The 19,548-nt window shown below is 64.6% G+C and carries 17 protein-coding genes; 11 read left to right on the top strand and 6 right to left on the bottom strand.

Going from position 1 to position 19,548, the window contains the following annotated elements:
* Positions 1-409: 409 nt before the first annotated feature.
* Both PRJ_RS11305 and PRJ_RS11300 read right to left on the bottom strand, forming a co-directional pair.
* Entirely contained in the window at positions 410-1,663 is a 1,254-nt protein-coding gene (locus tag PRJ_RS11305; RefSeq protein ID WP_104961419.1) for an OprD family porin, read from the bottom strand.
* Between the two features lie 102 nt (positions 1,664-1,765).
* Positions 1,766-3,106: an MFS transporter gene (locus PRJ_RS11300; RefSeq protein WP_104961418.1), complete on the bottom strand. Its 1,341-nt coding sequence runs from the start codon at positions 3,104-3,106 to the stop codon at positions 1,766-1,768.
* Between the two features lie 560 nt (positions 3,107-3,666).
* Here PRJ_RS11300 and mrdA point away from each other — a divergent pair.
* Positions 3,667-5,562, top strand: coding sequence for a penicillin-binding protein 2 (gene mrdA / locus PRJ_RS11295; RefSeq protein ID WP_010954574.1), 1,896 nt, complete (start codon positions 3,667-3,669; stop codon positions 5,560-5,562).
* A 42-nt stretch (positions 5,563-5,604) separates the two neighbouring features.
* Here the strand turns inward: mrdA and PRJ_RS11290 are convergent, their stop codons facing one another.
* Positions 5,605-6,231 carry a glutathione S-transferase family protein gene (locus tag PRJ_RS11290; protein ID WP_104961417.1) on the bottom strand — a complete coding sequence of 209 codons (627 nt, stop codon included), beginning with the start codon at positions 6,229-6,231 and terminating at the stop codon, positions 5,605-5,607.
* Between the two features lie 281 nt (positions 6,232-6,512).
* On the opposite strand from PRJ_RS11290, the gene PRJ_RS11285 reads away from it, so the two are divergent.
* Complete coding sequence (locus PRJ_RS11285) at positions 6,513-6,830, top strand: DUF2388 domain-containing protein (protein WP_104961416.1); 318 nt, start codon at positions 6,513-6,515, stop codon at positions 6,828-6,830.
* A 60-nt stretch (positions 6,831-6,890) separates the two neighbouring features.
* On the opposite strand, the gene glcC is transcribed toward PRJ_RS11285, so the two are convergent.
* Positions 6,891-7,655 (bottom strand): transcriptional regulator GlcC, encoded by a 765-nt coding sequence (glcC, locus tag PRJ_RS11280; RefSeq protein WP_020192876.1) that lies wholly within the window; start codon positions 7,653-7,655, stop codon positions 6,891-6,893.
* Between the two features lie 194 nt (positions 7,656-7,849).
* On the opposite strand from glcC, the gene glcD reads away from it, so the two are divergent.
* From glcD to PRJ_RS11250, 6 genes are all read left to right on the top strand, one after another.
* The gene (gene glcD, locus PRJ_RS11275; RefSeq protein WP_104961415.1) at positions 7,850-9,349 is read left to right on the top strand and encodes a glycolate oxidase subunit GlcD; all 1,500 of its coding nucleotides are present in this window, start codon (positions 7,850-7,852) and stop codon (positions 9,347-9,349) included.
* The gene (glcE, locus tag PRJ_RS11270; protein WP_104961414.1) at positions 9,349-10,401 is read left to right on the top strand and encodes a glycolate oxidase subunit GlcE; all 1,053 of its coding nucleotides are present in this window, start codon (positions 9,349-9,351) and stop codon (positions 10,399-10,401) included. Before glcD ends, glcE begins: the two co-directional genes overlap by 1 nt.
* 9 nt (positions 10,402-10,410) lie before the next feature.
* Positions 10,411-11,646 (top strand): glycolate oxidase subunit GlcF, encoded by a 1,236-nt coding sequence (gene glcF / locus PRJ_RS11265; protein ID WP_104961413.1) that lies wholly within the window; start codon positions 10,411-10,413, stop codon positions 11,644-11,646.
* Positions 11,639-12,037 (top strand): heme-binding protein, encoded by a 399-nt coding sequence (locus PRJ_RS11260; protein ID WP_003256164.1) that lies wholly within the window; start codon positions 11,639-11,641, stop codon positions 12,035-12,037. Before glcF ends, PRJ_RS11260 begins: the two co-directional genes overlap by 8 nt.
* A gap of 139 nt (positions 12,038-12,176) precedes the next feature.
* Positions 12,177-12,515: a hypothetical protein gene (locus PRJ_RS11255; RefSeq protein ID WP_012051955.1), complete on the top strand. Its 339-nt coding sequence runs from the start codon at positions 12,177-12,179 to the stop codon at positions 12,513-12,515.
* 91 nt (positions 12,516-12,606) lie between these two features.
* Complete coding sequence (locus PRJ_RS11250) at positions 12,607-14,040, top strand: PLP-dependent aminotransferase family protein (RefSeq protein WP_104961412.1); 1,434 nt, start codon at positions 12,607-12,609, stop codon at positions 14,038-14,040.
* On the opposite strand, the gene PRJ_RS11245 is transcribed toward PRJ_RS11250, so the two are convergent.
* Positions 14,033-15,229, bottom strand: a complete 1,197-nt coding sequence (locus PRJ_RS11245; protein ID WP_104961411.1) for a CynX/NimT family MFS transporter — start codon at positions 15,227-15,229, stop codon at positions 14,033-14,035. The two genes, PRJ_RS11250 and PRJ_RS11245, sit on opposite strands and share 8 nt — an antisense overlap.
* Before the next feature lie 200 nt (positions 15,230-15,429).
* Between PRJ_RS11245 and PRJ_RS11240 the strand changes: the two genes are divergently transcribed.
* On the top strand, positions 15,430-15,867 hold the full coding sequence (locus tag PRJ_RS11240) for a carboxymuconolactone decarboxylase family protein (protein WP_104961410.1): 438 nt from the start codon (positions 15,430-15,432) through the stop codon (positions 15,865-15,867).
* A 375-nt stretch (positions 15,868-16,242) separates the two neighbouring features.
* Here PRJ_RS11240 and PRJ_RS11230 read toward each other — a convergent pair whose 3' ends face one another.
* Positions 16,243-17,331 carry an AraC family transcriptional regulator gene (locus PRJ_RS11230; protein ID WP_104961408.1) on the bottom strand — a complete coding sequence of 363 codons (1,089 nt, stop codon included), beginning with the start codon at positions 17,329-17,331 and terminating at the stop codon, positions 16,243-16,245.
* Between the two features lie 168 nt (positions 17,332-17,499).
* On the opposite strand from PRJ_RS11230, the gene PRJ_RS11225 reads away from it, so the two are divergent.
* Both PRJ_RS11225 and PRJ_RS11220 read left to right on the top strand, forming a co-directional pair.
* A complete protein-coding gene (locus PRJ_RS11225) occupies positions 17,500-18,684 on the top strand; it encodes an acetyl-CoA C-acyltransferase family protein (RefSeq protein WP_104961407.1) in 1,185 nt (394 codons plus the stop codon).
* A gap of 13 nt (positions 18,685-18,697) precedes the next feature.
* Positions 18,698-19,546 carry a 3-hydroxybutyryl-CoA dehydrogenase gene (locus PRJ_RS11220; protein WP_104886205.1) on the top strand — a complete coding sequence of 283 codons (849 nt, stop codon included), beginning with the start codon at positions 18,698-18,700 and terminating at the stop codon, positions 19,544-19,546.
* The last annotated feature ends 2 nt before the right edge of the window (positions 19,547-19,548 follow it).

The following is a 19,548-nucleotide window of genomic DNA, read 5'->3' as shown; positions in this document are numbered from 1 at the left end:
CTTCCAAAGACATGAACGGGCATCTTAGCGCAAGCCGAGCGGTTGCTGCAGGCCTGTTGTAGGAGCGGGTTTACCCGCGAAGCAGGCAACGCGGGGCATGGCACCGGCTTTGCCGGTGTTCGCGGGTGAACCCGCTCCTACGGGGGGAGGCGCGCGCCAAGAAACCAACCTGTCTCAAGACATGCGCCGTAAATGTAGGAGCGGGTTTACCCGCGAAGCAGGCGACGCGGGGCATGGCACCGGCTTTGCCGGTGTTCGCGGGTGAACCCGCTCCTACGGGGGCGCGCGCGCGCCAAGAAACCCACCTGGCCCAAGACATGCGCCGTAAATGTAGGAGCGGGTTTACCCGCGAAGCAGGCAACGCGGAACATGGCACCGGCTGCGCCGGTGTTCGCGGGTGAACCCGCCCCTACAAGGTCAGCGGATAGCTGACGATCAGGCGCGTCTGGTCGAGATCACTGTTGAAGCTGCGCCGGTTGGTCGCGTTGTTCAGCCGGATGTTGAGGTTCTTCAAAGCCCCGCTCTGGAAGGTGTAGTTCACCTCGGCATCGCGCTCCCACTCCTTGCCATTGCTGCCCGCCGCCGTGGTGGCGTTCTCGCCATGCCCGTACCGCACCATGGCCAGCAGCCCTGGCACACCGAGCGCGGCGAAGTTGTAGTCATAACGCACTTGCCACGAACGCTCGTCAGCATTGCTGAAGTTACCGTTGAACATGTCGTTGCCCAGGGTTCGCCCACTGCTGCCGTAAACCGACATCCACTGACTGTCGCCACTGACCTTCTGCAACCCCAGGTACAGCGTGTGGCCACTGTGCGAAGCTGACAGCAAGGCGTAACCGGTGCGGCTCTGGATGTCGCCGATGCGCGCCTGTCCGTCATCCCGGTCGATGAAGTAGCCAAGGTTGGCCCCCAACGTCCACTCCCCTACCCGCTGACTGTGCAGCAGGTTGAAGTAGCTTTGCTGGTAGATGTCCTCCAACTGCGAGTGCCAGGCGCCGATCAGTGTTCGCTGCTGGTTGAAGCGGTACTCGGCGCCGGCGTAGTTGAAGCCGTCCGAGGTGACCCCGGGCGCGGCCCAGGCAGATAGGTCCTGCATGTCCGAAGAGTGGCGCAGGCTCACCTCGCGGTACTGGCCGGCCTGCAGGCTCAGGCCTTCGATTTCCCGCGAGTCGAGCATGGCACCACGGAAGGTCTGCGGCAGCAGACGGCCATCGTCGTAACGCAGCAGTGGAATATCCGGCAACAACTCCCCCACCTTCAGCTCGGTCGCGGACATACGCAGCTTCGCCGCCAGCCCGGCCCGACCGTAGTCGTCGGCCGCTCGCCCGTCATCGTGCACCGGCAACAGTTCTGAGCCGCTGGTACCGCCGCCGCTGTCCAGCTTCACGCCGAACAGGGCGATACCGTCCAGGCCAAAACCGATCAGCCCCGGGGTGTAGCCAGAGCTGAACTTGAAGATGAAACCCTGGGCCCATTCTTCAACCTTGCCCTTGGCGGCCCCCGGGTCGCGGAAATCGCGGTTGAAGTAGTAGTTGCGCAATGTCAGCCCACCCTTGGCATCTTCAAAGAAGCCCCCCTCTTGCGCCCAGGCCGGCAAACCAAGGCCAAACGCCAGCGAAACAGCCAGGACCGAACGGGCCACCGTGCAAGTTGTGTCCATCATTATTATTGTTCTCCACGTTCAATAGGCGCAGCAGACCGCCCCAGGCCAGCATGACCCGGAGCAGTAAGTTGCATTCAGATACCCGGCCAGGCCGGGTTGCACTCAGTGGCTCAGTGCATCAGCAGGCAAGGCAGACGCAGGCTTGGCCGTTGGGCGCAACAGCAGCAGGCAACCTGCGGCAAGCACGAACACGCTGGCGAACACGCCATACAGATGCAGGGGTTGCCAGCCACCATCGAGCAGCACGCCAGCCACGGTCGGCGACAGGATCGCGCCCATGCGGCCGATGCCGATCCCCCAACCCACACCGGTGGCGCGTACCGATGCGTCATAGACCACCGGCGACAAGGCATACAGCCCAGCCACGCAGCCGTTGGAAAACAGCCCGATCAGCAGGCCCAACGCCAGCGCCGCAGTGACCGAGGCACCATTGGCCACGAACAGCACCAGCAGCGCGGCGGTGATGAGCATGAACAACGCCAGCACGCGAGTCAGTGGCCAGCGCGAAGCCAGGCCGCCGATCAGCGCCGCGCCAACGATGCCGCCCACGCTCAACAGCACGCCGCCGGTGATGCCTTGCTGGGCCGACAAGCCGGCGGCCACCAACAGTTTCGGCGTCCAGCTCATCACGAAGTAGAAGCCGAACATGACCAGGAAGAACAGCAACCAGATCACCAGCGTGGTGCGGCGCATGGCCGGCGCCAGCAGCTGCCTGAACCCGGTTTTGGCACCCTCTGCCCTTGCGGCAACAGCCGGCAGTTGCGCCAATACCGGCTGGCCGAGGCGCACGGCCAGACGGTTGACCCGGGCCAGAGCATTGGCCGGCCGGCGTGCCAGCAGAAAGTCCAGCGACTCTGGCAACCACAGCAGTACCAGCGGGATCACCAGTACGGTGACGATGCCGCCAAACAGAAATACCGAGCGCCAGCCCCAATGCCCCAGCAGCCATACCGCCAGCAAACCGCCCAGGGTCGCACCCAGCGCATAGCCAGTGGACTGCAGGCTCACCGCCAAGCCGCGCCAGCGTTTGCTGGCATATTCACTGGCAATCACATTGCTGCTGGCCAGGATGCCACCAATGCCCAGCCCAGTCAGACCACGCAGCAGCGCCAGTTGCAGCGGGCTCTGGCTAAGTGCCGAGAGCAGCATGCCGATACCGGACAGCGCCAGGCACAGCAGGATCAGCGGGCGTCGGCCAAAGCGGTCAGCCCACGGCGCGATAAACAGTGACCCGGCCGCCATGCCGAACAAGCCGGCACTGAGCAGAAGCCCTACCTGCGCCCCGTTCAGGTTCCACTCGGCAGACACCGAGGCAGCGGTGAAGGCCATGACCAGCACGTCGAAGCCATCGATCATGTTGAGGATGATGCAAATACCAATGGCCAGGCACTGAAAGCGACCCATCGGGTCGTTGTCCAGACGTTGCTTGAGATCGGTATTCATGGGGTCACCTGCCGGCCAGGCTTGGCCACAGGCGAGAAGAACGATGCGCACACGCAGGCGCAACGGGAGGAACCCTGACGGTTCAGTGCCGCTGGATAGCCATTCATGACTGGACCCTTTTTGTAATTGTTATCGCATACGGCAGGAGGGCTCCGGCCGTTGTCAGGCGCTAATCAACCAGATAATGGATCCACAGACAACGTGACGAAAGCCCTGCCTAACAATCAGGCGCAACCAATTTCAGTTCATTGCTAGGAAAAATCATATTTTTTATAAATAAATTCAATAATTTAGAAATTTACAACCAACGAAACTTGATGTTCGGTTACCGAACAGAATCGATCTGTGGATCCACAAATCATCAAAAACCACCCCTGACTCGCCATCATGACTCCGCAATGAACAAATCTTCATATTCCCTCTCAGCGCCCTGATCATGGGGCACACAGCCGATGCCAGCCAGCGGGCAGCCGGGGCTCGTCTTGAGGGGGCAGTACGGGTTGCGTAGCATCCGCGGCCCGATCGCGCGCGTACTGCTACCCCTCAGGATCGATTCACTGATGCCGCAACCTATCCCTCTAAAGGACCACGAAAAGGAAAAGCACCTGGTCAACCGTCGGCTTCTGGCCTGCGCTGCCATGGTGTTCAGCCTGTGTGCCGTCCTGGTGGGCCGGCTCTATGTACTGCAAGTGCTGCAGCACGACCAACAAACGGCCGTGTCGGAAAACAACCGCGTGCACGTGCTGCCCATCGCCCCCGAACGCGGGCTGATCTACGACCGCAACGGCGTGGTACTGGCCGACAACAAGCCCAGCTTCGACCTGACCATGACCCGGGAGCGGGCCGGCGGCGACTCGGCCAAGGTGCTCGACACCCTGACGCAGGTGCTGGGCCTGACCGAAGACGACCGTAAGCAGTTCGACAAGGACCTGCGCCGTGGCCGCAAACCGTTCGAGCCCGTGACCCTTATGGTGGGCCTGAGCGAGGAGCAGATCGCCCTGGTAGCGGTGAACCAGTTCCGCCTGCCGGGCCTGGAGGTGGAGCCGCAGTTCATCCGCGAGTACCCACTGGCCGGGCATTTCGCGCATTCAGTGGGCTATGTGGGGCGCATCAACGAGAAAGAAGCCAAGACGCTCGACAGCACTGAGTACCGCGGCACCCAATCGATTGGCAAGACCGGCATCGAGCGCTTCTACGAAAGCCAACTGCATGGCCACGTGGGCTACGAAGAGGTCGAGACAAACGCTCAGGGGCGGGTGATGCGAGTGCTCAACCACAAGGACCCGACCCCTGGGCAGGATATAGTCCTCACCCTGGACGCCCATTTGCAGATAGCCGCAGAAAAAGCGCTGGGTGACCGCCGTGGCTCGGTGGTGGTATTGGACCCGGCCAATGGTGACGTACTGGCGATGGTCAGCAACCCCAGCTTCGACCCCAACCTGTTCGTCAAGGGCATCAGCTTCAAGCAGTATGCCGCGCTGCGCGACTCCATCGACCGCCCACTGTTCAACCGCGTCCTGCGCGGCCTGTATGCGCCCGGCTCGACCGTGAAGCCTGAAGTGGCCATCGCTGGCCTCGACAGCGGGGTGATCACCCCTGGCAGCCGGGTGTTCGACCCGGGCTACTACGAACTGCCCAACTATGACCACAAGTACCGCAACTGGAACCGCAGCGGCGACGGCTGGGTGGACATGTACACCGCCATCATGCGCTCCAACGACACCTACTTCTACGACCTGGCGCACAAGTTGGGCATCGACCGGCTGCACGACTACATGGCCGAGTTCGGTCTGGGCCAGAAGGTGTCGCTGGACATGTTCGAGGAAGCCTCCGGGCTGATGCCCTCGGCCGAGTGGAAGCGCGCCACGCGACGCCAGGCCTGGTTCCCGGGCGAGACGCTGATCCTTGGCATTGGCCAGGGTTACATGCAGGTCACCCCCCTGCAGCTGGCCCAGGCCACCAGCCTGCTGGCAAGCAAGGGCGTGTGGCACCGCCCGCACCTGGCCATGACCGTGGGCGGCGATACGCCGATCGACCCAAACCCCATGCCCGACATCGTGCTGCACGACAAGCATGCCTGGGACCAGGTCAGCCAGGGCATGCAGATGGTCATGCACGACCCGCGCGGCATTGCCCGCGCCGCGGCCGCCGGTGCCCAGTACCGAATTGCCGGCAAAAGCGGTACCGCGCAGGTGGTGGCGATCAAGCAGGGTGAGCGTTACAACCGCAACAAGACCCTTGAGCGCCATCGCGACAACGCCCTGTTTGTCGGCTTTGCTCCGGCTGAGCACCCCAGTGTGGTGGTGGCAGTAATGATCGAGAACGGTGAGGCTGGAGGCCGGGTCGCAGGGCCGGTGGTGCGGGAGGTGATGGATGCTTATCTGCTGGACGAGCAAGGGCACCTGAAGCCGGAGTATGCGGGCGGCGCACCCACTCGGGGTGTGCCACACACATGATTTCGCCGGGCCGCCGTGGTGGCGGTTTTAGCCGCGAATGGGTCAGGATGCCGTGCGCGGCATCAGCTCATACGGGTGTTTCCACCCCGGCAGCGCCTGGATACGGGCTTTCCACGCCTCGATGTGCGTGAACGCTGCCAACGGGATACCGGTGTCTTCCGGCATGAACACATACCCCGCCAACGACAGGTCGGCGATGGTCAACCGGCCACCGACCATGAATGGCGTCTTCGCCAGGTGCGCGTCGACAATACGGTAAGCCGCCGTGGCACGCTCGCGCAGGAACCGCGTCACATCGGTTTCGCCGGTGTTCTTCAGGCAGAACAGAAAGCGCAGCGCAGCGTAATAGCTGGTGAACTTATGATTGTCGAACAGCATCCAGCGCCAGATTTCACGCTTTTCATCTTCATCGCGAGGCCCGAACTGGCCGGTCTGTTGGGCAAGGTATTCGAGGATCAGCGCAGACTGGGTGATGCGCTTGCCAGCGTGTTCCATCACCGGCACCTCGCCCTGCTCGTTCACCTCATCGCGCCAGGTTTGCTCACGCGTCTGGCCATGGAAGAAGTCGACGAACACCGGCTGCCAGTTCTGGCCGGTGAGTTCAAGCATGAGCGCAGCCTTGTAGGCGTTACCGGATTCGGCGAAGCAGTGCAGCTTGTAGTCGGACATGGGCGAACCTTCAGTTTCCTTTGAATGATCGGCAGGGCCCTCTGCGGATTTGCCCGCGAAGCACCATCCCCCCAAGCAAATCACGCGCGTCCCGACGCGGTCAATCCAAGACGCGCTCCGTCGCCACCTTGCAAAACGCGAGTTCAGCCACCTCGTCAGCGACAGGTGCACCTTGTCCCCGACTCCCTCCAGCCAGGATAAGGGAACTACCCCAACGCCTCCGCCGTCTTAGACACTGAGTGGTTTATTTCCCTGTGCTTCACGTTACTGGAGAACACGACATGCGCCACCTACTCCTCGCCCCTGCGCTGCTGCTCCTGATGCCTGCCGGTGCTGCCCTGGCCCGCGTCGATGCGGGCGACGTCGCCACCTCGGCCGGTATTTCCGCTTCGCTGTATTCGACCTTCAAGGACGACAAACGGATCATCCCGGCCCGTGACGAACTTTCAGCGTTCGTCGCCAGCGGCGGTGCCATCCGCGGCGCCTATGTGGAGTCGGCGCTTGAACAGGCCCGCAAGGACCATCCAGGGCTGCAGGCCAGTGATGAAGAGCTGGCCCGGGCCATCCTGTCGCAAGATGACCCTGTGGCTGACCGTTGAGTAGACCTTTACCGGCCCTCTCGCGGCGCTCAGACGCGAGAGGGCCGCTACAGGGCCGTTTCACCCCCAGCCATCCATGCGCATGGTCGCCCTGACCAGGCGCTGCTCTTCCTGCTCGATCTCCCGCAAACTGTCGCGTATGCCATTGATATGCTCACGCGCGGCCCGCTGCGCCTGCTCGGGGAGTTGCTCCATGACCGCGCGATACAAGCGCGCATGCTGCCGATCAATCTGGCGTTTCTGCGTTGGCCGGCAATACAGGTTGTTGACCGAAGCGAACACCGTGCTCAAGGTCAGGTCACTGAGCGATTGCAGGGTATGCACCAGCACCGGGTTATGCGACGCCTCACTGATCGCCCGGTGAAAGGCATGGTCACGGCGGGCATGCTCACGGGCATCGAGCGCCTGCGCAGCCTCGTGCGCAGCCAGCATTTCTTCGTAGCGCCGGCGGATCAGCAGGCGGTCGACGTCGGTAGCCCGCAACGCCGCCAGCCGCGCCGACTCAGCCTCCAGCAACGCCCGGACCTCCAGCAGGTCGAACAGCGTGCGCGGTTGCGAACTGAACAGGTGCATCAAAGGCGTAGCACCCGCCTGCCCGGTGAGATCGGCGACGAACGAACCCCGCCCCTGTTCGGTGTCGATGATGCCGCGCCCACGCAGAACGCGCAGGCCCTCGCGCAAGGCCGAACGTGAACAGCCAAGCTTTTCCACCAGCCGCCGCTCCGACGGCAGTGCCTGGCCCACCTTGAGCACGCCTTCGACGATAAGCCGCTCGACCCGTTCGGCCACCTGGTCGGCGACCTTGGCCTTGCCTTCAGTACCCACTGCGCACACTCCTGCTGGTAGGACCACTTTGACTTATAGCGCCAATCTAGCCAGACAGAACCGTGAATAGACAGTACTGCCCGAAGAAACTGGTAGGACCAGTCAACATCTCACTCGACCCCGAACGCTAGCACGCGCACGCTGCATCGGTGACCGCTTCGCCAACAACAACAAAAACCGTTGCGAGTGAGCCAATGAATATCCTGTACGACGAACGCGTCGATGGCGCGCTGCCCGACGTGGACCTGGCCGCCCTGTTGCAGGCGCTGCGCGATGCACTGCCGGACCTTGAAATCCTGCACCGCGACGAAGACCTCAAACCGTACGAATGCGACGGCCTGTCGGCCTACCGCACCGTGCCACTGCTGGTAGTACTGCCCGAGCGCCTGGAACAGGTGCAGACGCTGTTGAAGCTTTGCCACCAGCGCGGCGTACCGGTGGTTGCGCGTGGCGCCGGTACCGGCCTGTCCGGTGGTGCCCTGCCGCTGGCCAAGGGCATCCTGCTGGTGATGGCGCGCTTCAACCGTATCATCGAGGTCAACCCGCAGGGGCGCTACGCCCGCGTGCAGCCGGGCGTACGCAACCTGGCCATTTCCCAGGCCGCCGCACCCCATGGCATGTACTACGCACCAGACCCTTCCTCGCAAATTGCCTGCTCAATCGGGGGCAACGTCGCCGAAAACGCCGGTGGCGTGCACTGCCTCAAGTACGGCCTGACCGTACACAATGTGCTCAAGGTGGACATCCTTACGGTCGAGGGCGAACGCCTGAGCCTGGGCAGCGATGCGTTGGACAGCCCCGGCTTCGACCTGCTGGCATTGTTCACCGGCTCCGAAGGCATGCTCGGTATCGTCACCGAAGTCACCGTCAAGCTGCTGCCCAAGCCCCAGGTGGCGCGGGTGATACTGGCCAGTTTCGACAGCGTCGAGGACGCCGGCCGGGCAGTCGCCGACATCATCGCTGCCGGCATCATTCCCGGCGGCCTGGAGATGATGGACAACCTGGCGATCCGCGCCGCTGAAGACTTCATCCATGCCGGCTACCCAGTGGACGCGGCGGCGATCCTGCTGTGCGAACTGGATGGCGTGGAAGCCGATGTTCACGACGACTGCGAGCGCGTCGCCGCCGTGCTGACGCAAGCCGGGGCCCGCGAGGTGCGCCTGGCCTGCGACGAAGCCGAGCGCGTTCGCTTCTGGGCCGGGCGCAAGAACGCCTTCCCGGCCGTGGGGCGCATCTCCCCGGACTACTACTGCATGGACGGCACCATCCCGCGCCGCGAGTTACCACGGGTGCTCAAGGGCATCAGCGACCTGTCCGCGGAGTACGGCCTGCGGGTGGCCAACGTGTTCCATGCCGGCGACGGCAACATGCACCCGTTGATCCTGTTCGATGCCAACCTGCCCGGCGAGCTGGAGCGTGCCGAAGCGATCGGCGGCAAGATTCTGGAGCTGTGTGTGAAAGTGGGCGGCAGCATCACCGGTGAACACGGCGTGGGGCGCGAGAAGATCAACCAGATGTGCGCGCAGTTCAACAGCGACGAAATTACCCTGTTCCACGCGGTGAAGGCCGCCTTCGACCCCCAGGGCCTGCTCAACCCCGGCAAGAACATTCCCACCCTGCACCGCTGCGCCGAATTCGGCGCCCTGCACGTGCACCAGGGGCAACTGCCCTTCCCCGAGCTGGAGCGCTTCTGATGAGCATGGACCGCGACATGAGCCAGACGCTGTTGGAGCAGGTCAACCAGGCGCTGAACGAAGGTACGCCGCTGCGCATCCAGGGCAGCAACAGCAAAGCGATGCTCGGCAACCCGGTGGCGGGCGAAGTACTCGACACCCGCAACCACCGCGGCATCGTCAGCTACGACCCCACCGAGCTGGTACTCACGGCCCGCGCCGGTACCCCCCTGCGCGAGATCGAGGCAGCCCTGCACGAGGCCGGCCAGATGCTGCCCTGCGAACCTCCCCACCTGGGCCCCGAGGCCACCTTGGGCGGCATGGTCGCGGCCGGGTTGTCTGGCCCGCGACGGCCGTGGGCCGGGTCGGTGCGCGACTTTGTACTGGGTACACGGGTGATCACCGGCCACGGCAAGCTGCTGCGCTTTGGTGGCGAGGTGATGAAGAACGTCGCCGGCTACGATGTGTCACGCCTGATGGCGGGCAGCTTCGGATGCCTGGGGCTGCTGACCGAGGTTTCGCTGAAAGTGCTGCCACGGCCTCGCCTATGCCTGAGCCTGCGCCTGGCGATGGGCCGCAATGAAGCGCTGGCCGAGTTGGCCGAATGGGGCCAGCAACCACTGCCCATCAGCGCCGCCTGCCATGAAGGCGAAACGCTGTACCTGCGCCTGGAAGGCGGCGAAGGGTCGGTGCAATCGGCACGCCAGCGGCTGGGGGGCGACACGCTCGATAACCGCTTCTGGACCGACCTGCGCGAACAGCGCCTGGCGTTCTTTGCCGACGCCGCCCCCCTGTGGCGCCTGTCCGTACCCACCGTCACCGGCGAGCTGGACCTGCCCGGCCAGCAACTGATCGACTGGGGGGGGGCCCAGCGCTGGCTCAAGACCTGCGCACCGGCGCAGGCCATTCGCGATCAGGTGGCCAGGGTGGGCGGCCACGCCACCTGCTACGCCCCCGGTGCAGCCAGCAGCCCGCCGCTGCCGGTTGCACTGATGCGCTACCACCGCGCCCTCAAGCAGCAGCTCGATCCCCAGGGGGTGTTCAACCCTGGTCGCCTGTACCCGGACCTGTGAGGCCAGACCATGCAAACCAACCTTAGCGAAACATCGCGCCGCCTGGCCCGCGCCGACGAAGCCGAGCGCATCCTGCGCACCTGCGTACATTGCGGTTTCTGCACCGCCACCTGCCCCACTTACCAGTTGCTGGGCGACGAACTGGACGGCCCGCGCGGGCGCATCTACCTGATCAAGCAGATGCTCGAAGGCGAGCCGGTCACCGCCAGCACCCAATTGCACCTGGACCGCTGCCTGACCTGCCGCAACTGCGAAACCACCTGCCCATCGGGGGTGAAGTACCACGATCTGCTGGACATCGGCCGCGCAGTGGTCGAGCAGCAGGTGCCACGCCCACTCGGCCAGCGCCTGTTGCGCCTGGGCCTGCGTGCGGTGGTGCCGCGCCCGGCACTGTTCAAGGCCCTGACCCGCAGCGGCCAGGCGCTGCGCCCGCTGCTACCAGCCTCACTCAAACGCAAGTTGCCGGCGCAGGTAACCACACCCGGCCAGCGTCCGGCAGTGCGCCATGCGCGCCGGGTACTGATGCTGGAAGGTTGCGTGCAGCCGGCCCTGTCACCCAATACCAATGCCGCGGCTGCGCGGCTGCTCGACCGCCTGGGCATCAGTGTGCAACCAATCCTGCAGGCCGGATGCTGTGGCGCAGTGGACTATCACCTGAATGCCCAGGAGCAAGGCCTGCAGCGGGCGCGGCGCAATATCGACGCCTGGTGGCCCGCCATCGAAGCGGGTGCCGAGGCTATCGTGCAGACCGCCAGCGGCTGCGGTGCGTTTGTCCGCGACTATGGCCACCTGCTGGAAAAAGACCCCCATTACGCTGCCAAGGCCGCCCGGGTCAGCGCCCTGTCCCGCGATCTGGTGGAAATCCTGCGCGATGAGCCGATCGAACAATTGGCCTTGTGCGCCGAACAGCGCCTGGCCTTCCACTGCCCATGCACCCTGCAGCACGCCCTGAAACTGGGCGGCGCGGTGGAAGCGTTGCTGACGCGGCTTGGCTTTACCCTGACCTCGGTGCCCGATGGCCACCTGTGCTGCGGCTCGGCGGGGACCTATTCGCTGACCCAGCCAGAACTGTCACTGCAACTTCGCGACAATCGTCTGAATGCGCTGGAAAGCGGTAAACCGCACCTCATTGCCACAGCCAACATAGGCTGCCAGGCCCACCTCGACGGAGCTGGACGCACGCCCGTGCGCCACTGGGTCGAAATCGTCGAAGCAGCCTTGAACCCGGAGCCCGCCCATGCTTAGCAAGTTCGTTATCGGCCAGACCGAAATCGCCCGCGTACTGACCGCCGCCCGCCAGGAAGCCCAGGCCCGACAATGGAGCGTGACCATCGTCGTGGTCGACGACGGCGGCCACCCACTGGCCCTGGAACGCCTGGACGGTTGCGCACCGGCCAGTGCCTACATCGCGATGGAAAAGGCCCGCACCGCCGCACTGGGGCGCAAAGAGACGCGGGATTATGAAGACATGGTCAATGGTGGCCGTACTGCATTCGTGACCGCCCCCCTGCTGACCAGCCTTGAAGGTGGCGTGCCGCTGCGGGTGGAAGGCCAGGTGGTGGGCGCCATTGGTGTATCCGGCGTCAAATCCGAACAGGATGCCCAGGTGGCCAAGGCGGGGGCTGCTGCCTTGTAGACCCTGAGGTTCGACCACCGCCCAGCATCTTAAGACGTTTCCTACGCCGCCCTCAGAAGCGCCCTACTTGCTGCCTCTGCCCACAGAAAACATGATCGGCACTGGAGGACGCAAGGTCGCGATCCAGAGGAGGCTCCGAATGCACCCGTACGCCCGCCCCATCGCCGAACTGCGCAGCAGCCTGCGCGAAATGCTGGCCCATGACATGACCAACCCCGACAACGACCCGCACTTGTCGGGGGTCATGTTCTTCTGCGCCACCGATGAACATTCCCGGCAATTGATCGAACGCATCGAGTTGCTGGCCAGCGAGGTGTTCTTCGACGCGAACGGGCGGGCCATTTCAGAGCATATGAAAGCTTCGACGGTTGAAGGCGTGCGCATCAAGCGCAACCGCAACGCGCCGGAAGACGAAACCGTGATACGCATTGCCCTGGCAGAAAAAGGCTATATCACCGTCAGCACCGCTCGGCTCTGAGCGGTTGGCTCGGCTTCTTCGTCGCCTGTGACAAGCACCTGAGTCGCAGCCAATCCGCTATCCTGAGCAATCCTCCGCTCCGGACCCGCCCATGGAACTGCACATTCGCCTGGAGGGCCGCAAAGGCCTGGCCGATCAGCTTTACCAGCAATTGCGCGATGGTATCGACAGCGGCCACCTGGCCGCCGGCTCCCAACTGCCGCCTACCCGTCTGCTGGCTGAACAACTGGGCGTATCGCGCAAGACCGTGGCCGAGGCCTATTCGCGGCTGACCTACGATAACCTGCTAAGCGGCGTGGTCGGCCGTGGCACATTCGTCACCCCGCGCCATCCGCTGCGCAGTAGCGAATCAGCCACCCTCCCCCTGGCCGGCGCCGCCTCCCTCGAGCGCTGGCAGCAGCGCGCCACCGTGCTCAGCCAACGCCAGTTGCAGGCGCCATCGCGCTATGACTTCGTCGGGGGTGCTTCGAGCAAGGCACAGTTCCCGTTCGACCAGTGGCGCAGTTGCCTGAACTACGCCCTGCGCCGTAGCCAGCGCCACCCCGAGCGCCAATTCCCGGCCCAGGGCTTGCCGGAACTGCGCGAAGCCATTGCCCACCACATCGCCTACTCGCGCGGGGTGCACTGCAGCGCAGCCGACCTGCTGGTGTGCAACGGCGCCCAGCAGGCGCTGGACCTGATTGCCCGGGTACTGGTCGAGCCGGGCTGCCAGGTGGCCATGGAAGATCCTGGCTACCCACCGGCACGGCAATTGTTCCTGGCCCTGGGTGCACGCCTGCAATCGGTGCCGGTGGATGATGAGGGCCTGTGCGTGGAACAGATCGCCGACGGCACCCGGCTGATCTACGTAACACCCTCGCACCAGTTCCCGCTGGGCATGCCGATGAGCGAGCCACGCCGGCATGCCCTGCTTGCGCGGGCCGCCGAGCTGGGTGCACTGATCATCGAAGACGACTACGACTGTGAGTTCCGCTACCACGGGCCAGCCTCGGACGCGCTGCAGCGTCTGGACCGGCATGGGCTGGTCGCCTACGTCGGGACCTTCTCCAAGACCTTGCTGCCCGAGCTGCGCCTGGGCTATGCCGTATTACCGCCTGCCGTACTGCAGGCCGCTTGCGTGGCCAAGCACCTCAGCGACTGGCACAGCCCTACCCTGCTGCAGTGGGCGCTGGCGCGCTTCCTTGGCGAAGGCCACCTGAACAAGCACATCCGCCGCTGCCACGAGGTCTACAGCGCACGCCGCGAGCGCATCCTGGCGCGCCTGGGCGGCGATCTGTCACCGTGGTTCAGCGCCATCCCCGCCAGCGCAGGCTTCCACCTCAGTGCCTTGGCCAAACCCGGGGTGGATGTGGAGTTGTTGGCCAACCTCGCGCGCAAGGTAGAGGTCGGCCTGTATTCACTGGCACCCTTCTTCAGCGAGGCGCCGGTACGCCCGGGGCTATTGTTGGGCTTCGGCGCCATCGAACTGCTGGATATCGACCCGGCGCTGGACCGGGTACGCGATACCTTGCAACGCCTCAGTTGACCGGTGCGGCCTTGCCGGTTGCGGCCGGCCGGGCGATAGCCGCCGCATAGCCGCGCGGGTTGAAGCACGCGGTCACCAGCAGCATTGCCATCACGGTCACGGTCAACAGCGTCCACGAAGCCTGGAAGTCGCCACTGACATCCCGCAGCCAACCCGTGATATACGGCACGATGCCGGTGATGATGAAGCCGATACCCTGTACGAACGCCGCCAGGCTGCCGGCTTCGGCAGGCGTTTTCAGGTGTTCCAGGGTCAACGTCAGGCACTGGCTGAAGCAGGCACCCAAGCCAAAGCCGATCATGGCGACCCAAAGCCCGGAAGCCGCCGCAGGTGCCAGCAAAAGCCCCAGGAAGCCCGCCAGCTGGATCGCCAGCGCCAGCCACAAACCCGGGCGCCTGTCTGCCCAACGTCGCAGCAGCAGCGGCAGGCCGAGCGCACCGAGCACCTGGAAGACGGTCATCAGGCCCACCAGGTCGGCACCGCCCTGAGCGCTGCCGCCATGCTCGATGTGGTAAGCCGGCAACCAGGCCACCATGCTGGTATAGCCGCCGTTGATCAGGCCGAAGTACAGGGCCAGCAACCACGCCCGGCGGCTGCCGAACCAGTGCCCGCCCGTGACCGTTCCCAGCTTCGGCGCCTCCTGCCTTGGCCGCAGCACGGCCCAGGCCAGCACCGCCAGCACGGCCGGGACCGCCCATACGCCCAGGCCCGCCTGCCAGTAGCCGAAATGGCCGCTGATGTGTGGCCCGAGTACTGCAGCCAGGCCGCCGCCGCTCATCAGCGCTGCCGAGTACAGCCCCATCGCCCCGGCCAGACGCCCGGGGAACCAGCGGTTGACCAGCCCCGGCATCATGCCCTGCACCACCGCCACGCCCAGGCCGGCGACCAGCGCACTGGCGATCAGCGCCCAGGCACTGTCCAGCTGCAGGCGCCACAGGCAGGCCAGGGCAATCGCGGCCAGGCCCCCCAGCATGCCGCCATGCTCGCTGACCCAGCGTCGCAGCCACGGTTGCAACAGGGGCACCAGGCCCATGCACAGCACCGGTAGCGCCGTCAGCAAGGCCGCCTGCTGGTAACCCAGGCCGGTGCTGGCGCGCATGGGTTCGAGTAACGGGCCGATACTGGTCAGGATCGGCCGCAGGTTCAACGCCAGCAGGATCACCAGCAACAGGTTCAGTACAGCGCTCATTGTGAGTCGGTTCTCTTGTAACAGGAACTGGCCATTATCCCGGCTCGGCTGGCCTGGCAGAAATGAAGAGATTGGATGCAGGTCAGTGGCCACCTGAATGGACGATTGGCCTCCCGCTTATGCGCAAAATTGGCTATCGGGGTGGCCAATGAGCGGCGCTACAGTAGCGCCATGTCCACCCCACACTTCTGGAGACTGCCATGCACAACCGTATCGAATGGGCCAAACACGCGCCGCAAGCCTACAAAGCCATGGTCGGCCTGGAGCAGGCGCTGGCCAACAGCGGCCTTGAACACTCGCTGCTGGAGCTGATACGCCTGCGCGCTTCGCAGATCAACGGCTGCGCCTACTGCGTCAACCTTCACGCCAACGATGCGCGCAAGGCCGGTGAGACCGAGGCACGCCTGCAGACCTTGTGCGTGTGGCAGGACACCAGCTACTTCACGCCGCGTGAACGTGCTGCCCTGGCCTGGGTCGAGAGCCTGACCCGCTTGCCAGAACAGGGTGCGCCGCAGGGGCAATATGAAGCCCTGCAGGAACACTTCGAGCCGGCCGAGGTGGCCAACCTGACCTTGGCGATTGCCACCATCAATGCCTGGAACCGGTTCGGCGTCGGCTTTGCCATGGTGCCGGCCTGATCCTTTCGGGTGGCCTGTGCTGGCCTATTCGCGGGCAAGCCCGCTCCCACAATTCTGTGCCCTGTAGGAGCGGGTTTACCCGCGAACACCGGCAGAGCCGGTGCCATCCACCGCATTGGTTTCTTCGCGGGCATGCCCGCTCCCACAATTCTGTGCGTGCCCTGTAGGAGCGGGTTTACCCGCGAACACCGGCAGAGCCGGTGCCATCCACCGCATTGGTTTCTTCGCGGGCATGCCCGCTCCCACAATTCTGTGCGCGCCCTGTAGGAGCGGGTTTACCCGCGAACACCGGCAGAGCCGGAGTCATCCACCGCATTGGTTTCTTCGCGGGCATGCCCGCTCCTACAATTCTGGGCGTGCACTGTAGGAGCGGGTTTACCCGCGAACACCGGCAGAGCCGGTGCCATCCACCGCATTGGTTTCTTCGCGGGCAAGCCCGCTTCCACAGGTAGAACGCAGGCCGGCCAGCCGCGCCCGGTAGCCCCCTGGGCTCTGCCCGGTCCACTTCTTGAACGCCCGGTGGAACGCACTCGGTTCCTGAAACCCCGCCTGCTCGGCAATTTCGGCAATGCTCAACGCGCCTTCGCGCAGCCGCTCGAAGGCCATGGCCCGGCGCACTTCATCCTTGATCTGCTGGTACGAACGCCCCTCCCGCTCCAACTGCCGGCGAAAGGTACTGGCACTGATCCCTTGTTGCTGCGCCAGTGCGGCCAATGTCGGCCACTGTCCATAGCGCAATGCCCGCAGGTGCCGATACACCTCAGCCACCAGCCCGTTCTGATTGCGAAAGCGGATCACCAGCCCCTGAGGTGCACTGCGCAGAAAGGTCTTCAGGGCTGCCCGATCCTGCACCACCGGCAGGCGCAGGTAGGCGCTGTCGAACTCCACCTCGGTGCGTCCGCTGCCCAGCCGCAGGTCCGGCCCCCACAGCAGCAAGTCGTCCTCCTGGGCGGGGCGCGACACCGCGAGCTCCGTGCGGTCGATGGCAATCCGCCGCCCGGCCAGCCAGCACAGCATGCCGATCATCAGCACCAGGTAGGTTTCCTCGGCATAGACCCGGGTCAAGGGGTCGGCAATGTTCGACTGCACGCTGATCAGCGCCCGCCCGCCACGTACCGTCAGGCTGCCACGCAGGTCACGCAGGAACAGGCCGAAGCCCCCCATGCACTGGCGCAAGGCCTTTTCCAGGTTCGGCTCGAGGATCAACCCCCGGCAGATCAGGGCAAAACTGCCCAGCGGCATGCCATGGCTGTCGAGGCCAAAGAACTCATCGTCCAGGCGCTGGATCAACGCCAGCCACAGCTGGGCGAACGCCTTGGCCGGCACCCGCGCCAGAGGCTGATCGAGCAGCTGCGGGGCGATGCCCACCGCACGCAGCTGGGCATCACGCTCGGCGGGTGTGTCGCGCAGGGCGTGGAGCATGGCGTTGAGGAAGTACACGGCGACTGAATCGCTTTCGCGCATGGCGGTTTTCGCTGTCTATGCTGAGTGGCAAAAAGTGCCAGGTTGTTTGAACAGATTCGGCATAGGCTGCAACAGAGCCTTTGCCTAGACTCGATCCCACTTCGGGGCCGCCAACCATTCTCGCAGAGCCTGGCCCGGTCCCGCCACGCCTTCGCAATCGGAGCCCTTATGAGCAGCGCAGAAATCTACGTCGTCAGTGCCGTCCGTTCAGCCATTGGTGGCTTTGGCGGTTCCCTCAAGGACCTGCCGCTGGCCGACCTGGCCAGCGCCGTGACCCGCGCCGCCATCGAGCGTTCGGGCCTGGCCGCCGAGCAAGTCGGCCACATGGTGATGGGCACGGTAATCCCCACCGAACCGCGTGACGCCTACCTGGCACGGGTAGCGGCAATGAACGCTGGCATCCCCAAGGAAACGCCGGCATTCAACGTCAACCGCCTGTGCGGATCTGGCCTGCAGGCTATTGTCTCTGCGGCCCAAGGCCTGTTGCTGGGCGACACCGATGTGGCCGTCGCGGCCGGCGCCGAGTCCATGAGCCGTGGCCCTTACCTGCTGCCACAGGCGCGCTGGGGTGCACGCATGGGTGACCTGCAAGGCATCGACTATACCGTCGGCGTGCTGCAGGACCCGTTCCAGAACTTCCACATGGGCATCACTGCCGAGAACGTTTCGGCCAAGTACGGCATTACCCGCGAAATGCAGGACGAACTGGCACTGACCAGCCAGCGCCGCGCCGCTCGTGCGATTGCCGAGGGCCGCTTCGCCAGCCAGATCGTTGCGCTGGAGCTGAAAACCCGCAAGGGCAGCGTGCAGTTCAGTGTCGACGAGCATGTGCGTGCTGATGTAACCGCCGAGCAACTGGCCGGCATGAAGCCGGTATTCAAGAAAGACGGTACCGTCACCGCCGGCAACGCCAGCGGTATCAACGATGGCGCCGCCGGCCTGGTGTTGGCCACCGGTGACGCGGTGCGCCGCCTGGGCCTGAAGCCACTGGCACGCCTGGTGGGCTATGCCCATGCCGGGGTGGAACCTGAGCTGATGGGCCTTGGGCCGATCCCGGCCACCCGCAAAGTGCTGGAAAAAACCGGCCTGAACCTGCAAGACCTGGATGTGATCGAGTCCAACGAAGCCTTCGCTGCCCAGGCCTGCGCCGTGGCCCGCGAGCTGGGCTTCGACCCGGAAAAGGTCAACCCCAACGGTTCGGGCATTTCCCTGGGCCACCCGGTGGGTGCCACCGGCGCGATCATCGCCACCAAGGCCATTCATGAACTGCAGCGCATCCAGGGCCGCTACGCGCTGGCTACGATGTGTATCGGCGGTGGCCAAGGCATCGCCGTCGTGTTCGAGCGCGTCTGAGGGAGGCTGACACATGAGCATTGAACAGATCGCCGTGATCGGCGCGGGCACCATGGGCAACGGCATTGCCCAGGTGTGCGCCATTGCCGGCTACCAGGTGCTGCTGGTGGATGTTTCCGACGCAGCGCTTGAGCGCGGTGTGGCCACCTTGAGCAAGAACCTCGAGCGCCAGGTCAGCAAGGGCACCCTCGACGCTGACAAAGCCGCAGCCGCCAAAGCCCGCATCCGCACCAGCACCGACTACGCCCAGCTCAGCGCTGCACAGCTGGTGATCGAAGCGGCTACCGAGAACCTGCAGCTCAAGCAGCGCATCCTGCAGCAGGTGGCAGCCAACGTCGCCGCCGACTGCCTGATCGCCACCAACACTTCGTCGCTGTCGGTGACCCAACTGGCCGCCAGCATCGAGCACCCCGAGCGCTTCATTGGTGTGCACTTCTTCAACCCGGTACCGATGATGGCGCTGGTGGAGATCATTCGTGGCCTGCAGACCAGCGACCACACCTACGCCCAGGCGCTGGTGGTGACCGAAAAAGTCGGCAAGACCCCGATCACCGCCGGCAACCGCCCGGGCTTCGTGGTCAACCGCATCCTGGTGCCAATGATCAACGAGGCGATCTTCGTGCGCCAGGAAGGCCTGGCCAGTGCCGAGGATATCGACACCGGCATGCGCCTGGGCTGCAACCAGCCGATCGGCCCGCTGGCCTTGGCTGACCTGATCGGTCTGGACACCCTGCTGGCGATCATGGAGGCCTTCCATGAAGGCTTCAACGACAGCAAGTACCGCCCTGCTCCACTGCTCAAGGAAATGGTCGCGGCCGGCTGGCTGGGGCGCAAGAGCGGTCGCGGTTTCTTCACCTACTGAGG

Source organism: Pseudomonas sp. XWY-1 (genome assembly GCF_002953115.1).
GTDB classification, from domain to species: Bacteria; Pseudomonadota; Gammaproteobacteria; order Pseudomonadales; family Pseudomonadaceae; genus Aquipseudomonas; species Aquipseudomonas alloputida.
This window is presented reverse-complemented; position numbering and strand designations above follow the sequence as displayed.

Excerpts from the sequence above, each read along its gene's own strand:
- PRJ_RS11230 (WP_104961408.1), bottom strand. The coding sequence starts at position 17,331 with ATGCGCGAAAGCGATTCAGTCGCCGTGTACTTCCTCAACGCCATGCTC.
- PRJ_RS11300 (WP_104961418.1), bottom strand. The coding sequence starts at position 3,106 with ATGAATACCGATCTCAAGCAACGTCTGGACAACGACCCGATGGGTCGC.
- mrdA (WP_010954574.1), top strand. The coding sequence starts at position 3,667 with ATGCCGCAACCTATCCCTCTAAAGGACCACGAAAAGGAAAAGCACCTG.
- PRJ_RS11250 (WP_104961412.1), top strand. The coding sequence starts at position 12,607 with ATGGAACTGCACATTCGCCTGGAGGGCCGCAAAGGCCTGGCCGATCAG.
- PRJ_RS11220 (WP_104886205.1), top strand. The coding sequence starts at position 18,698 with ATGAGCATTGAACAGATCGCCGTGATCGGCGCGGGCACCATGGGCAAC.
- PRJ_RS11305 (WP_104961419.1), bottom strand. The coding sequence starts at position 1,663 with ATGATGGACACAACTTGCACGGTGGCCCGTTCGGTCCTGGCTGTTTCG.
- PRJ_RS11260 (WP_003256164.1), top strand. The coding sequence starts at position 11,639 with ATGCTTAGCAAGTTCGTTATCGGCCAGACCGAAATCGCCCGCGTACTG.
- PRJ_RS11285 (WP_104961416.1), top strand. The coding sequence starts at position 6,513 with ATGCGCCACCTACTCCTCGCCCCTGCGCTGCTGCTCCTGATGCCTGCC.
- glcF (WP_104961413.1), top strand. The coding sequence starts at position 10,411 with ATGCAAACCAACCTTAGCGAAACATCGCGCCGCCTGGCCCGCGCCGAC.
- PRJ_RS11240 (WP_104961410.1), top strand. The coding sequence starts at position 15,430 with ATGCACAACCGTATCGAATGGGCCAAACACGCGCCGCAAGCCTACAAA.
- PRJ_RS11245 (WP_104961411.1), bottom strand. The coding sequence starts at position 15,229 with ATGAGCGCTGTACTGAACCTGTTGCTGGTGATCCTGCTGGCGTTGAAC.
- PRJ_RS11290 (WP_104961417.1), bottom strand. The coding sequence starts at position 6,231 with ATGTCCGACTACAAGCTGCACTGCTTCGCCGAATCCGGTAACGCCTAC.
- glcE (WP_104961414.1), top strand. The coding sequence starts at position 9,349 with ATGAGCATGGACCGCGACATGAGCCAGACGCTGTTGGAGCAGGTCAAC.
- glcD (WP_104961415.1), top strand. The coding sequence starts at position 7,850 with ATGAATATCCTGTACGACGAACGCGTCGATGGCGCGCTGCCCGACGTG.
- PRJ_RS11225 (WP_104961407.1), top strand. The coding sequence starts at position 17,500 with ATGAGCAGCGCAGAAATCTACGTCGTCAGTGCCGTCCGTTCAGCCATT.
- PRJ_RS11255 (WP_012051955.1), top strand. The coding sequence starts at position 12,177 with ATGCACCCGTACGCCCGCCCCATCGCCGAACTGCGCAGCAGCCTGCGC.